General features: G+C 74.1%; 12 protein-coding genes. 2 read left to right on the forward strand and 10 right to left on the reverse strand.

Annotated features, from left to right (window positions below):
- The 7 genes from KW076_RS10810 to KW076_RS10840 form a co-directional block, all read right to left on the reverse strand.
- Positions 1-1,821, reverse strand: coding sequence for a proline--tRNA ligase (locus tag KW076_RS10810; RefSeq protein ID WP_224355337.1), 1,821 nt, complete (start codon positions 1,819-1,821; stop codon positions 1-3).
- A gap of 78 nt (positions 1,822-1,899) precedes the next feature.
- Entirely contained in the window at positions 1,900-2,793 is an 894-nt protein-coding gene (locus KW076_RS10815) for a GNAT family N-acetyltransferase (protein ID WP_224355338.1), read from the reverse strand.
- Position 2,794: 1 nt separating this feature from the next.
- Complete coding sequence (gene ispG, locus KW076_RS10820) at positions 2,795-3,946, reverse strand: flavodoxin-dependent (E)-4-hydroxy-3-methylbut-2-enyl-diphosphate synthase (protein WP_224356843.1); 1,152 nt, start codon at positions 3,944-3,946, stop codon at positions 2,795-2,797.
- A gap of 138 nt (positions 3,947-4,084) precedes the next feature.
- A complete protein-coding gene (locus KW076_RS10825) occupies positions 4,085-5,455 on the reverse strand; it encodes a M50 family metallopeptidase (protein ID WP_224355339.1) in 1,371 nt (456 codons plus the stop codon).
- A complete protein-coding gene (gene dxr, locus KW076_RS10830; protein WP_224355340.1) occupies positions 5,452-6,714 on the reverse strand; it encodes a 1-deoxy-D-xylulose-5-phosphate reductoisomerase in 1,263 nt (420 codons plus the stop codon). The genes KW076_RS10825 and dxr overlap by 4 nt, the downstream gene beginning before the upstream one ends.
- Before the next feature lie 65 nt (positions 6,715-6,779).
- Positions 6,780-8,393: a monocarboxylic acid transporter gene (locus KW076_RS10835; protein ID WP_224355341.1), complete on the reverse strand. Its 1,614-nt coding sequence runs from the start codon at positions 8,391-8,393 to the stop codon at positions 6,780-6,782.
- Complete coding sequence (locus KW076_RS10840) at positions 8,390-8,767, reverse strand: DUF485 domain-containing protein (RefSeq protein ID WP_224355342.1); 378 nt, start codon at positions 8,765-8,767, stop codon at positions 8,390-8,392. Before KW076_RS10840 ends, KW076_RS10835 begins: the two co-directional genes overlap by 4 nt.
- A 182-nt stretch (positions 8,768-8,949) precedes the next feature.
- Between KW076_RS10840 and KW076_RS10845 the strand changes: the two genes are divergently transcribed.
- Both KW076_RS10845 and KW076_RS10850 read left to right on the forward strand, forming a co-directional pair.
- Positions 8,950-9,606: a TetR/AcrR family transcriptional regulator gene (locus KW076_RS10845; RefSeq protein WP_224355343.1), complete on the forward strand. Its 657-nt coding sequence runs from the start codon at positions 8,950-8,952 to the stop codon at positions 9,604-9,606.
- 54 nt (positions 9,607-9,660) lie between these two features.
- A complete protein-coding gene (locus KW076_RS10850; protein WP_224355344.1) occupies positions 9,661-10,131 on the forward strand; it encodes a GNAT family N-acetyltransferase in 471 nt (156 codons plus the stop codon).
- 36 nt (positions 10,132-10,167) lie between these two features.
- On the opposite strand, the gene KW076_RS10855 is transcribed toward KW076_RS10850, so the two are convergent.
- From KW076_RS10855 to KW076_RS10865, 3 genes are read right to left on the reverse strand one after another with little or no spacing between them, the layout of a single operon-like run.
- The gene (locus KW076_RS10855; protein ID WP_224355345.1) at positions 10,168-11,508 is read right to left on the reverse strand and encodes a dihydrolipoamide acetyltransferase family protein; all 1,341 of its coding nucleotides are present in this window, start codon (positions 11,506-11,508) and stop codon (positions 10,168-10,170) included.
- A complete protein-coding gene (locus tag KW076_RS10860) occupies positions 11,505-12,575 on the reverse strand; it encodes an alpha-ketoacid dehydrogenase subunit beta (RefSeq protein ID WP_224355346.1) in 1,071 nt (356 codons plus the stop codon). The genes KW076_RS10855 and KW076_RS10860 overlap by 4 nt, the downstream gene beginning before the upstream one ends.
- Positions 12,572-13,705, reverse strand: coding sequence for a thiamine pyrophosphate-dependent enzyme (locus tag KW076_RS10865; protein WP_224355347.1), 1,134 nt, complete (start codon positions 13,703-13,705; stop codon positions 12,572-12,574). The genes KW076_RS10860 and KW076_RS10865 overlap by 4 nt, the downstream gene beginning before the upstream one ends.
- Between the last annotated feature and the right edge of the window lie 138 nt (positions 13,706-13,843).

The following is a 13,843-nucleotide window of genomic DNA, read 5'->3' on the forward strand; positions in this document are numbered from 1 at the left end:
TCAGCCCTGCGGGCGGACCTCCGCGAGGACCTCGTCCACGGCGGAGTCCAGCGCGATCGCCCGGGAAGCGCCCGTGGCGCGGTCCTTGAGCTCCAGCTCCCCGTCGGCCAGGCCGCGGCCCACCACGACGGCGGTCGGCACGCCGACCAGCTCGGCGTCCTTGAACTTCACGCCGGGGCTGACCTTGGGGCGGTCGTCGACGATCACGGTGAGACCGCGCTCCTCGAGCCGCGCGGCGAGGTCGAGGGCGGCCTGCACACCGTCCTCGCCCTTGGTGGCGACGACGACGTGCACGTCCGCCGGGGCGACGGCGCGCGGCCAGACCAGGCCCTTCTCGTCGTGGTAGCGCTCGGCGATCGCGGCGACGGCGCGGGTGACGCCGATGCCGTAGGAGCCCATGGTCACGACGACCTGCCTGCCGTTCTCGTCCAGGACCTTCAGGTCCAGCGCCTCGGCGTACTTGCGGCCGAGCTGGAAGATGTGGCCCATCTCCATGCCGCGGCGCGTGTGCAGCGGGCCGGAGCCGTCCGGCGCCGGGTCGCCCTCGCGCACGACGGTGGCCTCCACGACGCCGTCCCAGGTGAAGTCAAGGCCGGCGACGAGGCCGAAGGCGTGCTTCTGGTCCGCGTTGGCGCCGGTCATCCATACGGTGCCCGCGGCGATCCGCGGGTCCACCAGGAAGGGCAGCCCGGAGACCGAGTCCTCGGCTCCGAGAACCGGGGTGCCGTCCGGGCCCGCGCCGGGGCCGATGTAACCCTTGACCAGGGACGGGTGCCGCTTCAGGTCCTCGGCGGTGGCGGCCTCCAGGTCCGGCTCGCCGACCAGGCCCAGGGCCGGGCCCACGGACGCCTCGAGGCGCTTGAGGTCCACCTCGCGGTCGCCCGGCACGGCGACGACGAACTGCCGGCGCTCCCCGCCCTCGACGACGGCGGTGAGCACCACGCACTTGAGGGTGTCCGCGGCCTCCCACGGGCGGTCCTCGCGCGGGAGGAGCTCATTGGAGACGTCCACGAGCGCGGCGATGGTGGTGGACGCGGGGGTGTCCTTCACCTCGGCGGCGGGCAGGGCCGCCATGGCCGCCTCGTCCAGCGGGGCGGGGGCCACCGTGGTGACGGCCTCGACGTTGGCCCGGTAGCCGCCGTCGGACTCGACGAAGGTGTCCTCGCCCACCTCGGTGGGGTGCAGGAACTCCTCGGAGCGGGAGCCGCCCATCGCACCGGAGGTGGCCCGCACCGGCACGACCTCGAGGCCGAGGCGGTCGAAGATCCGCAGGTAGGCGGCCCGGTGGGCCTCGTACGCGGCGTCCAGGCCGGCGTCGTCCACCGTGAAGGAGTAGGAGTCCTTCATGATGAACTCGCGCCCGCGCAGCAGGCCGGCGCGCGGGCGGGCCTCGTCCCGGTACTTCGTCTGGATCTGGTACAGGTACGCGGGCAGGTCCTTGTACGAGGAGTACAGGTCCTTCACCAGGAGCGTGAACATCTCCTCGTGCGTGGGGGCCAGGAGGTAGTCGTTGCCCCTGCGGTCCTGCAGGCGGAACAGCCCGTCGCCGTACTCCTCCCAGCGCCCCGTGGCCTCGTAGGGCTCCCTCGGCAGCAGCGCCGGGAAGTGCACCTCCTGGGCGCCGATCGCGTCCATCTCCTCGCGCACGATCTGCTCCACCTTGGCCAGCACCTTCAGTCCCAGCGGCAGCCAGGTGTAGATGCCGGGGGCGGCACGGCGGATGTAGCCGGCGCGGACCATCAGCTTGTGGCTGGCCACCTCGGCGTCGGCCGGGTCGTCGCGCAGGGTCCGCAGGAACAGGGTGGACATGCGCAGGGCCATGCCGGGACTCCTCAGATGTGGGGCGGGAATGCTCCCGCCGATCCTAGCCCGCGCGCCGCCGTGCCCCCGCCGGGGGCCTCAGTACAGCACCGTGGCGAACGTCCCGACGCGCTCGAAGCCCACGCGCTCGTAGGTGCGCAGGGCCGGGGTGTTGAAGCCGTTGACGTACAGGCTCACCGCGGGGGCGCGGCGGGCCATCAGGGCGACGGCGGCGGCCATCGCCGGGGCTGCCTCGCCGCGGCCGCGCCGGGAGGGGTGCAGCCACACCCCCTGGACCTGCACGCACGAGGCGGAGAGCAGTCCGATGTCCGCCTTGAAGCGCACCCCCGAGGTGGGGTCGTCCACCACCGGCTCGCCCGGGGCCGTGAACACCCGGCCGTCGGCCACCAGGCGGCGCACGCGGTCCCGGTACTGGGCGGCGCCGGTGAGGAACGGGGAGAAGCCCAGCTCCTCCTCGAACATCGCCGCGCTCGCCGGCACCACCGACTCCCACTCCCCCGGCGCGGCCGCCCGCACCGCGGGGTCCGGGACCAGGTCCCCCGGAGTGCGCGCATGCACCATCAGCGGCTGTTCCTCCCGCACGGCGCGCGGCCGGTGGCCGGCGTCCCGCAGGGTGCGGCCGACGGCCAGCACCGTCACCGCCGGGCCGTACACGGACGCGAACCGGCGCCGCAGCGCGGCGACGGAGGCCGCGAGGGCGGGGACGTCGTCGTCGTGGCCGGCCAGGGGCACCACCGTGGATCCCACCCAGCAGGCCGAGCGCAGTGCGCCCGGCCGGTCCGGGTCCTCCACGCCGAGGAACAGGGTGCCGTCCGCGCGCCCGCCCCGGGGGCCGGCCAGGCGGCCGGCCTCCAGCAGGGACGCCGCGTGGACGTTCGCCACCGGGTCCGCGGCCGCGAGCGCCGTCAGCGCCGGGGTGTCCGCATCCGTGAGGACCCGCACCCGGCCGTCCGACGCGGCGGCGAGGTCCACGTCAGTGGACGGTGACCGACGGGGCACCGGCGGGCGCAGCCTCACCCTCGCCGTCCTCGTGGCCCATCTCCGCCGCGATGCGGCGGGCCTCCTCGATGAGGGTGTCCACGATCTGGTCCTCGGGCACGGTGCGGATGACCTCGCCCTTGACGAAGATCTGGCCCTTGCCGTTGCCGGAGGCGACGCCGAGGTCGGCCTCGCGGGCCTCGCCCGGGCCGTTGACGACGCAGCCCATGACGGCCACGCGCAGCGGCACGGTGACGTCCTTGAGGCCCTCGGTGACCTGCTCGGCCAGCGTGTACACGTCCACCTGGGCGCGGCCGCAGGAGGGGCAGGAGACGATCTCCAGCTTCCGCTCGCGGAGGTTGAGGGACTGCAGGATCTGCAGGCCGACCTTGACCTCCTCGACCGGCGGGGCGGAGAGGGACACACGGATGGTGTCGCCGATGCCCTTGCCGAGCAGGTAGCCGAAGGCGGTGGCGGACTTGATGGTGCCCTGGAAGGCGGGGCCGGCCTCGGTGACGCCGAGGTGCAGCGGCCAGTCGCCCTGCTCGGCGAGGAGCTCGTAGGCGCGGGCCATGATCACCGGGTCGTTGTGCTTCACGGAGATCTTGAAGTCCTTGAAGCCGTGCTCCTCGAAGAGGGACGCCTCCCACACCGCGGACTCGACGAGGGCCTCCGGGGTGGCCTTGCCGTGCTTCTGGAGGAGGCGGGGGTCCAGGGAGCCGGCGTTGACGCCGATGCGCAGCGAGGTGCCGTGCTCGGTGGCCGCCTGGGCGATCTCCTTGACCTTGTCGTCGAACTTCTTGATGTTGCCCGGGTTCACGCGCACCGCGCCGCAGCCGGCCTCGATCGCGGCGAACACGTACTTGGGCTGGAAGTGGATGTCCGCGATCACGGGGATGGTGGACTGCTGCGCGATGACCTTCAGCGCGTCCGCGTCCTTGTCCGTGGGGCAGGCGACGCGCACGATGTCGCAGCCGGCGGCGGTGAGCTCCGCGATCTGCTGCAGGGTCGCGCCGATGTCGTGGGTCTTCGTGGTGGTCATGGACTGCACGGAGACCGGGTGCTCCGAGCCCACGCCGACCCGGCCCACCTGGATCTGCCGGGTCCGCCGGCGCGGGGCCAGCACGGGCGGCGGGGCGGACGGCATTCCAAGGCTGACAGGCACGGTGGCTCCTCACGGATTCGCGGTGGGCGGCACGGGCCGCCCGGGGACGTCGCACCCATCCTAGGCCCGGGGCCCCGGGGCGGGCTCGGGCGGGGTGGGCACAGGACGGGGGCGGCGGGATCAGAACAGCTGGACGGGCTTGACGATGTCCGCCACGATCAGCAGCACGCCCATGGCGAGCATCGCGGCGCCGACGACGTAGGTCAGCGGCATCATCACGGCCAGGTCGAACGGGCCCGGGTCGGGGCGGCCGCGCAGGCGGGCCCAGCCACGGCGCAGCCCCTCCCAGAGCGCGCCGGCGACGTGGCCGCCGTCGAGGGGCAGCAGCGGGATGAGGTTGAACACCAGCAGGGCCACGTTGACGCCCGCCACCAGCGAGAGCAGCAGGGCCGCCTTGTCCGCCGGCGACGCCGTGTCCAGCGCGGCCGCCTCCCCCGCGATCCTCCCGACACCCACCACGGACATCGGGCCGTTCGGGTCGCGCGGGGCCGGGGTGACCACCGCGACGGCGGTGTCCCACAGCCGCTGCGGCAGCGCGAGGATCACGCCGACGACGCCCTGCGCCTGCCGGCCGACGAGCGGCACGGCCTCCCACGGGGCGAGCGTGACGGTCTCCTGCCGGGAGGCGAGTCCGATGAAGCCGACCGGCTCCGTCTTCACGCCGCCGTCCGCCCCGCGCTCGGGGACGCCGAGCGCGTCGGTCACGGGCCGCTCGGTGAGCAGCGGGGTGAGGGTGGACTCCGTGCGGGTCCCGTCCCGCTCCCAGGCGATGGCCGTGGCCTGCCCGGCGCGGGCGCGGATGGCCGTGGAGAGCTCCGCCCACGAGCCGACGTCCCTGCCGTCGAAGGAGACCACCCGGTCCCCCGGGCGCAGACCGGCCTCGTAGGCCGGCGCCGCGGGGTCGCCCGGGCGGCAGTCCTGGGCGGCCCCGCCGTCCGCTGCCCGGGACTGCTGCTCCGACTGGGAGACGACGCACTGGAACACCTCGTCCGCCGTCGTCGACGGCCGGGCCACCCCGAGGGTGCTCACCAGCACCGCGGTGAGCGCCAGCGCGATCAGCAGGTTCACGAAGGGGCCGCCGAGCATGATGACCACGCGCTTCCACACGGGCAGCTGGATGAACTGGCGCCCCTCGTCGGCCGCGGTGATCTCCTCAGCGGCCTGCGCCCGCGCGTCGTCGGCCATGCGCCCGGCCCGGGCGCGGAAGCCCGTGGACCCCGTGCGGGCCACGGTGCCGCCCTTCGGCGGGGGCAGCATCCCGACCATCGCCACGTACCCGCCCAGCGGGAACGCCTTGATCCCGTACTCGGTCTCGCCGCGCCGCCAGGACGCCACGGTGGGGCCGAAGCCCACCATGTACTGCGTGACCCGCACGCCGAACAGCTTGGCCGGGACCAGGTGGCCGACCTCGTGCAGGGCGATGGACAGGGCCAGCCCCAGGGCGACGACGACCACGCCGCCCACGAACCACAGCGCCTCCACGGCGCTCACCAGCGCCCGCGCGCGGCGGCGCGGGCCCAGTCCTCGGCCGCGAGGACGGCCTCGACGGTCAGCTCGTCCGGATCCGCCCCGGCGGCGGCGAGCACCCCGTCCGGCCGGTACTCGCCCAGGACGGCGCGGACGGTCTCCACGATCTGGTCGAAGCGGATGCGCCCGCCGTGGAACGCGTCCACGGCCTCCTCGTTGGCCGCGTTGAACACGGCCATGTGGGTGTCGGACGACGCCGCGGCCTCCTTGGCGAGGGACACCGCCGGGAACGCCGCCTCGTCGAGCGGCTCGAAGGTCCACTGCGCGGCCTGCGTCCAGTCGCAGCCGGCGGCCGCCCCCAGGACGCGGTGCGGCCATCCGATGCCGAGGGCGATGGGCAGGCGCATGTCCGGCGGGGAGGCCTGGGCCAGGGTGGAGCCGTCCGTGAACTCGACCATGGAGTGCACCACCGACTGCGAGTGGACCACCACGTCGATCCGCTCCAGCGGGACGTCGAAGAGCAGGTGCGCCTCGATCACCTCGAGGGCCTTGTTCACCAGGGACGCGGAGTTGGTGGTCACCACCCGGCCCATGTCCCAGGTGGGGTGGGCGAGTGCCTGGGCCGGGGTGACCTCGGCGAGCTGCGCCGCCGAGAAGCCGCGGAACGGCCCTCCGGAGGCCGTGAGGACGAGCCGGCGCACCTCGCCCGCCGTGCCGCCGCGCAGCGCCTGCGCCAGCGCCGAGTGCTCCGAGTCCACGGGGACGAGCTGGCCGGGCGCGGCGGCGGCCTTGACCAGTGCCCCGCCCACGATCAGCGACTCCTTGTTGGCGAGCGCCAGCCGGTGGCCGGCGCGCAGTGCGGCAAGTGTGGGGGCCAGGCCGATGGACCCGGTGATCCCGTTGAGCACGGTGTCCGCGCCCTCCCAGGCCGCGATCCGCGCGGCCGCCTCGGGTCCGGTGAAGAGGGCGGGGCGCGGGTCGGGGCGGCGCAGGCGGGCGGCGGCGTCGGCCAGGGCCGCGCGCAGCTCTTCCTCGGAGGCCGCGGCGGAGCCGACCGCCTCGACCCCGTGGGCCACGGCCTGCTCCGCGAGCAGCGCGGTGTTCGCGCCCCCGGACAGGGCCACCGCGCGGAACCGCTCGGGGGCCTGGGCGATCACGTCCAGGCCCTGCGTGCCGATCGAGCCGGTGGACCCGACCAGCGCCACGGCCCGGCAGGCCCCGTCGGAGGCCCCCGGGCCGTGGTCGGCGGGGAACGTGTAGTCGGTGAGGGATCCGTGCGTCACCCGGCCATCATGCCAGCGGCGTCTGGACGGACGCCGAGGGCACGACGGCCGGGCCGCCGGCCGCCTCAGTGGGCCACGGGCTTCTCCGCGCCGACGCCGGTGAGGGAGCGGACCTCCATCTCGGCCTGCTTGTCCGGGTCCTCGACGTCCTTCGAGGTCACCGAGCCCAGCCAGCCCAGGACGAAGGCCAGCGGGATGGACACGATGCCCGGGTTCTTCAGCGGGAACACCGCGAAGTCCGCCGTGGGGATCATCGAGGTCTCCGCCCCGGACATCACCGGGGAGAGCACGATCAGGACGATCGAGGCGATCAGGCCGCCGTACATGGACCACACGGCGCCGCGCGTCGTGAAGCCCCTCCAGAACAGCGAGTAGAGGATGGTCGGCAGGTTCGCCGAGGCCGCCACCGCGAAGGCCAGGGCCACGAGGAACGCGACGTTCTGGCCCTGCGCGGCGATGCCGCCGACGATCGCGAGGACGCCGATGACGACCACGGTGATCTTGCCGATGCGGACCTCCTCCTCGGGCGTCAGGGGCTCCTTCGCGATCACGGAGCCCCAGACGTCGTGGGCGAACGACGCCGCCGCCGTCAGGGCCAGGCCGGCCACCACCGCGAGGATGGTCGCGAAGGCCACCGCGGAGATCAGTCCCAGCAGGATGGACCCGCCCAGCTCGAACGCGAGCAGCGGGGCGGCGGAGTTCACGCCGCCGGGCGCGGCGAGGATCTTCTCCGGGCCGATGAGCGCGCCGGCGCCGTAGCCCAGCACCAGGGTGAAGAGGTAGAACGCGCCGATGAGCACGATGGCCCAGACCACGGACGTGCGGGCCTCCTTGGCCGTCGGCACCGTGTAGAAGCGCATCAGCACGTGCGGCAGGCCGGCGGTGCCCAGCACCAGGGCCAGGCCCAGAGACAGGAAGTCCAGGCGGGTGGTGAAGTTCTTGCCGTACTGCAGGCCGGGCTCCAGGATCGCCTCGCCCTGGGGGTTGAGCTGGACGGCGGCGCCCATCATGGCGTTGAAGTCGAACCCGAAGAGGGCCAGGGACCAGAGGGTCATGACGCCCGCGCCGGTGATCAGCAGGATCGCCTTGATGATCTGCACGTAGGTGGTGCCCTTCATGCCGCCGACGAGCACGTAGACGATCATCAGCACGCCGACGATCACGATCACGAGGGCCTGACCGCCCTTGTCCGTGATGTTCAGCAGCAGGGCCACGAGGCCGCCGGCGCCGGCCATCTGCGCCAGCAGGTAGAAGAGGCAGACGGCCATGGTGCCGAAGGCGGCCGCGATGCGCACCGGCTTCTGGCGCAGGCGGAAGGAGAGCACGTCCGCCATCGTGAATTTGCCGGTGTTGCGCAGCAGCTCGGCCACGAGCAGCAGGGCCACCAGCCATGCCACCAGGAAGCCGATCGAGTAGAGGAAGCCGTCGTACCCGTAGAGGGCGATGGCGCCCACGATGCCCAGGAAGGACGCCGCGGAGAGGTAGTCGCCGGCGATGGCGGTGCCGTTCTGCGTGCCCGAGAACCCGCGGCCGCCGGCGTAGTAGTCCGCGGCCGAGGCGTTCTTCTTGGACGCGCGGATGACGATCACGAGGGTGACCGCCACGAAGGCGACGAAGATGCCGATGTTGACGACCGGGTCGCCGACGGCGGCGGCGAGGGGCAGTGCGAAGGTGCTCACAGGGCGACCTCCGGAGTCTCGGGGGCGGCGCCGGCGGCCTCGCGCTCCAGGCGCTCGCGCAGGGCGGCGGCGCGCGGGTCGAGGACGCGGTTGGAGAACCGCACGTAGGCGAACGTGATGGCGAACGTCGTGACGAACTGCAGGAGTCCGAGCACGAGGCCGAGGGTGATGTTGCCGCCCAGGCGAACGGCCATGACCTGGGGGAAGAACGCCCCCAGGATCACGAAGAGCAGGTACCAGACGAAGAACGTGACCGTCATGGGGAACGCGAAGGAGCGCTGGGTGCGGCGGAGTTCACGGAACTCCGGCGAGTCCTGCGCCGCGCGGAACTGCGCGGGCGTGGGGGCCGGCGGTGTGTGCGGGCCGGTGGACATGGGGGGCCTCCCGAGGATGGTGGGACGTGCGCCGCGTGTGACGCGGATCACTGTGATGACCATCACACTGTGAATGCAGGCGCACAGCCTCGTCAACCCGACTGCCCGGCATGACCCCCGCGTCACGAGGCCCCTCCCCCGATCCCCGGGGGTCCGCGGACGCGGGTCACTACAGTGGGCGCATGCCCCACGCCCCCGACACCGCCGCCCCCGGCCCCACGGGCACCCCGCGGGAGCGGGCCAAGGCCCGTCGTCGCGCGGAGCTGCTCGCCGCCGCGGCCCGGCTCTTCGCAGCCCACGGCTACGAGGCCACCCGCCTGGAGGACATCGGGGCCGCCGCGGGGATCAGCGGCCCGGGGATCTACCGACACTTCGCCGGCAAGGCAGCCGTCCTGGTGGAGATCCTCTCGAGCGCCAGCCTCTTCCTCCTCGACGGCGCCGAGGCCGTGGCCGCCCGCGGACTGTCCGGCGCCGAGGCCGTCCACGACCTGATCGCCTTCCACACCGACTTCGCCCTGGCCAACCGCGACGTCATCCGCGTGCAGGGGCGGGACATGTCCTCCCTGCCGCCGGCCGACGGCGCCGAGATCACCCGTGTGCAGCGCCGGTACATCGACCTGTGGGGCGCCCAGCTGCGCCGCCTCCACCCCGGCGAGGATCACGCCACCGCCCGGTTCCGCACCCAGGCACTGCTCGGCCTCATCAACTCGACGCCGTTCTCCGTGCGCCGCTCCCGGGCGGACCGCGGCGCACGTCGGGACGCGCTCATCGGCATGGCCTGGGCGGCGGCCCGGACGCCCGGGGGGACGGCCCGCCCGGAGCCTCCGGTGGTACCGTGAGCGGCACCGCAGGCCCGCCCCCCGCGGGCCGCCAGCACAGAGAGGTGCAGCGTCGTGCCCCTGCGTGACGTCCGCCCGGACGACCTGGACGCGTTCTTCCTCCACCAGCAGGACGAGCGCGCCAACCTCATGTCCGCCTTCGCCCCCCGGAACCCCTCGGACCGCGGTGTGTTCGACTACCACTGGGCCCACCTGCTCGGCGACGACGCCACCGAGGTCCGGACCATCGAGCACGAGGGCCGCCCCGTGGGCGCCCTGGTGTGCACCCGGGTCGACGGCGTGGACGAGCTGTCCTTCTGGGTCGCCCGCGAGTTCTGGGGCCAGGGCCTGACGACGTCCGCCGTGGACGAGTTCCTCTCGACCCATCGGGAGCGTCCCGTGCGCGCCCACGTCCCCGAGGACAACCTCGGCTCCGTCAAGGTCCTCACCCGGCGCGGCTTCCGCGAGGTCGGCCGGGAGAAGGTGTTCTCCAACGCCCGCGCGGAGGTCGTCGAGGAGCTCGTCCTGGAGCTCCCCGGCGCCTGAGCCGGGGCCCGGCGCAGGCGTTGCGGGTCCTCCCGCTCAGACGAGCGCCAAGGTCATCCCGGGCCGTCGGAGCATCGCGCCCACGTCCGCGAGGAACCGCGAGCCCTGCTCGCCGTCCACCAGGCGGTGGTCGAAGGACAGCGACAGCGTCACGACCTGACGCAGCGCGATCTGCCCGCGGTGCTCCCACGGCTGGGTCCGCACCGCGCCGAGGCAGAGGATGGCGGCCTCGCCGGGGTGGATGATCGGCGTGCCGGAGTCGACCCCGAACACCCCGACGTTGGTGAGGGTGAAGGTGCCGCCCGTGAGCTCGGCCGGGGTCAGGGTCCCCGCCCGCGCGCGCTCCGTGAGCGCCGCGACCTCCACGGCCAGCCCCCGCAGGTCCAGCGCCTGGGCGTCCTTCACGTGGGGCACGAGCAGGCCGCGGGGCGTGGCCGCGGCCATGCCGAGGTTCACGAAGTGCCGGCGCTCGATGGTCCCGTCCTGCCCGTTCCAGCGGGCGTTGACCTCGGGGGTCCGCTCCATGGCGAGGACGCAGGCCCGCAGCGCCAGGGTCATGGGCGTGACCTTGACGTCCCGGAAGGCGCGGTCCCGCCGGAGCTCGTCCAGCAGCTCCATCGACTCCGTGACGTCCACGGTGAGGAACTCCGTGACGTGCGGGGCGGTGAAGGCGGAGGAGACCATGGCCTGCGCGGTCGCCTTGCGCACCCCGCGGACCTGCTCCACCACGACGCGCGGGCGGCCTCCCAGCGTGCGCACGCCCGGAGCCGCGTCGGCCTCGGCGGGTGCCTCGGACCCGGCCGAGTCCGAGGCCGCGCGGGCGGCCGCGTCGACGTCCGCGCGGGTGATCACGCCGTGGTCGCCGGAGCCGGTCACCGACTCCAGGTCCACGCCCAGCCGGCGGGCCAGGAGCCGCACCGGGGGCGTCGAGCGCGGGCGCTCAGCGGGAGCCGACTCTGCGGGCGCGGGGGCGGGCTCCGCGGACGTGCCCGTCTCCGGCGTGGACTCTCCCGCGGACGAGGCGGGCCGGCGGCGGCGGCGTGCGGGGGCGCCGCTCTCCGGCGCCGCCCCGTAGCCCACCAGGGTGGGCACGCGACCGTCCGCCGCGGGCCCGTCGGACGGGGCCGCGTCGTCGCCGGGCAGGTCGAAGGTGACCAGGGGCGACCCCACGTCCACCGTCTGCCCCTCCTGGGCGTGCAGCTCGGCGACGGTGCCGGCGTACGGGCTGGACACCTCGACCACGGCCTTGGCGGTCTCGACCTCGGCCAGCACCTGGTTCAGGACGACGTCGTCGCCCGCGCTCACACGCCAGGTCACCAGGTCGGACTCGGTCAGGCCCTCGCCGAGGTCGGGGAGGCGGAACACCGTGCGGGTCATGCGGGGACCTCCGAGGAGTCGGCGCGGGCGGAGAGGAAGTCCTCCGCGGTCTGGGGCGGGGCGAACGCGTCCACCGCGTCCTGGGGGTTCGGCCGGCCGAGGGCGCGATCGACGCCCTCGAGGATCCGGTCGAGGTCCGGCAGGTGCAGGTGCTCGAGCGTGGCCGGCGGGTAGGGGATGTCCAGGCCCGTGACCCGGACGGGCGGGGACTCCAGCCAGTGGAAGGCGCGCTCCGCCACCGTGGCCACGAGCTCGGCGCCGAGGCCGCCGGTGCGGGAGGCCTCGTGCGCCACCACCAGTCGCCCCGTGCGTCGCACGGACGCCTCGACGAGCCCCGTGTCGAGCGGGGAGAGGCTGCGCAGGTCGATCAGCTCCACGCTCACGCCCTCCTGCTCCGCGACCTCGGCGGCCTGCAGGGCGGTCTTCACCAGCGGCCCATAGGCCACGAGGGTGACGTCCGCGCCGGGACGCAGCACCCGCCCGACGGAGAGCGGTCCCGGTGCCGCGTCCAGGTCCACCGGGCCCTTGTCGTGGTACCGGCGCTTGGGCTCGAAGAACACGACGGGATCGTCCGAGGCGATCGCCGCGCGGATCATCTCGTAGCCCGCCTGCGGGGAGCTCGGGGAGACGACCCGCAGGCCCGGGGTGTGCAGGAAGTAGGCCTCCGGGGACTCGCAGTGGTGCTCCGGAGAGCCGATGCCGCCACCGTAGGGGATCCGGATGGTCACCGGCACGGCCACCCGCCCCCGCGTGCGGGCGCGCAGCTTCGCGAGGTTCGCGACGATCTGGTCGAAGGCCGGGTAGAGGAACCCGTCGAACTGGATCTCCACCACCGGCCGGTAGCCCCGCAGTGCCAGGCCGATCGCGGTGCCGACGATCCCGGCCTCCGCCAGGGGCGTGTCCACGACCCGGTCGACCCCGAACTCCTCCTGGAGCCCGTCGGTGATCCGGAAGACGCCGCCCAGGCGCCCGATGTCCTCGCCCATGAGCAGGACCTTCGGATCGTCGGCCAGGGCCCGGTGCAGGCCGCGGTTGAGCGCGCGGCCGAACGTCATCTGCTCGCTCATGCCTGCTCCTCCCCCGCGTCGAGGCCGTCCAGGTGCAGCTGCAGGTCGCGCTGCTGGCGCGCCAGCTCCTGGTGGGGCTCGGCGTACACGTGCGCGAAGAGGGCCTCCGGACCCTCCTCGGGGAGCGCGTCCAGGTCTGCCCGCATCCGCGCGGCGAGGTCGTCCGCGGCCGCCTCCGAGGCGTCGACGACGGCGTCCGCGTCCGCCCCGACGTCCCGCAGGTGGGCCGTGAGCCGCTCCAGCGGGTCGCGTCGCGCCCACGCCTCCAGCTCCGCCGGATCCTGGTAGCGCGTGGGGTCGTCGGCGGTGGTGTGGGCGCCCATCCGGTAGGTGACCGCCTCGACGAACATGGGACCGGCCCCGGCGGCGGCCCGGTCGACGCCGCGCCGGACCGCCGCGAGGACGGCCAGGACGTCGTTGCCGTCCACCCGCAGGGCGGGGATGCCGTAGCCCCAGGCTCGGTCCGCGATGCTCCGTCGGGCCTGCAGCCCCACCGGCTCGGAGATGGCCCAGTGGTTGTTCTGGCAGAAGAACACCACCGGTGCCTGATAGGAGGCCGCGAACACCATGGCCTCGTGGACGTCGCCCTCGCTCGTGGCGCCGTCGCCGAAGCACACCAGGGTGGAGACGTCCGCCGCGTCGCGCTGGACGCCCATCGCGTAGCCGACCGCGTGCAGCGTCTGCGCGCCGATGACCAGCTGCTGGGTGGCGACCCCCGTGGCCGCCGGGTCCCAGCCGGAGAAGGAGGACCCGCTCCACACGCGCAGCAGCTCCCCGGCCTCCACGCCGCGCAGCAGGCACAGGCCGTTCTCGCGGTAGGAGGGGAACACGTGGTCGGCCGGCCGGAGCGCGGCGGCCGCCCCCACCTGGGAGGCCTCCTGGCCCCGCAGCGGCGGCCACAGCGCGAGCCGCCCCTGGCGCTGCAGGTGGGTGGCCTCGGTGTCCAGCCGGCGCACCAGCGTCAGCTCCCGGTGCAGCCGCGCCAGCATCTCCTCGTCGACGTCGGTCAGCCAGGGGTCGAGCTCCGGGGAGGGCGAGCGTCGGCCGTCCGGGGTGAGGACCTGCAGCTGCTCGGCGGGACGGTCGGAACGCGGTGGGGCGTCCTGCTCCGGGAGGTGCACGTCGGTCATGGAAGTCCTCTGCTCGGGCCCCGGGGTGCGGGGCGGCGGAACGCTCCGGCGTGGTGTTGCCGGTCACGTGCATGTGATTCTAGTTGTGATGTCCAGGGACGTTGTTGCGTGAGCAGCTGACAGGCGAAGGCCTCCTGT

Source organism: Micrococcus porci, assembly GCF_020097155.1.
In the GTDB taxonomy this organism is placed as follows: Bacteria; Actinomycetota; Actinomycetes; order Actinomycetales; family Micrococcaceae; genus Micrococcus; species Micrococcus porci.

What these genes read in the sequence shown, in the direction of transcription:
- KW076_RS10810 (WP_224355337.1), bottom strand. Translation starts at nt 1,821, where the DNA reads ATGGCCCTGCGCATGTCCACCCTGTTCCTGCGGACCCTGCGCGACGAC.
- ispG (WP_224356843.1), bottom strand. Translation starts at nt 3,946, where the DNA reads ATGCCGTCCGCCCCGCCGCCCGTGCTGGCCCCGCGCCGGCGGACCCGG.
- KW076_RS10840 (WP_224355342.1), bottom strand. Translation starts at nt 8,767, where the DNA reads ATGTCCACCGGCCCGCACACACCGCCGGCCCCCACGCCCGCGCAGTTC.
- KW076_RS10845 (WP_224355343.1), top strand. Translation starts at nt 8,950, where the DNA reads ATGCCCCACGCCCCCGACACCGCCGCCCCCGGCCCCACGGGCACCCCG.
- KW076_RS10855 (WP_224355345.1), bottom strand. Translation starts at nt 11,508, where the DNA reads ATGACCCGCACGGTGTTCCGCCTCCCCGACCTCGGCGAGGGCCTGACC.
- KW076_RS10860 (WP_224355346.1), bottom strand. Translation starts at nt 12,575, where the DNA reads ATGAGCGAGCAGATGACGTTCGGCCGCGCGCTCAACCGCGGCCTGCAC.
- KW076_RS10865 (WP_224355347.1), bottom strand. Translation starts at nt 13,705, where the DNA reads ATGACCGACGTGCACCTCCCGGAGCAGGACGCCCCACCGCGTTCCGAC.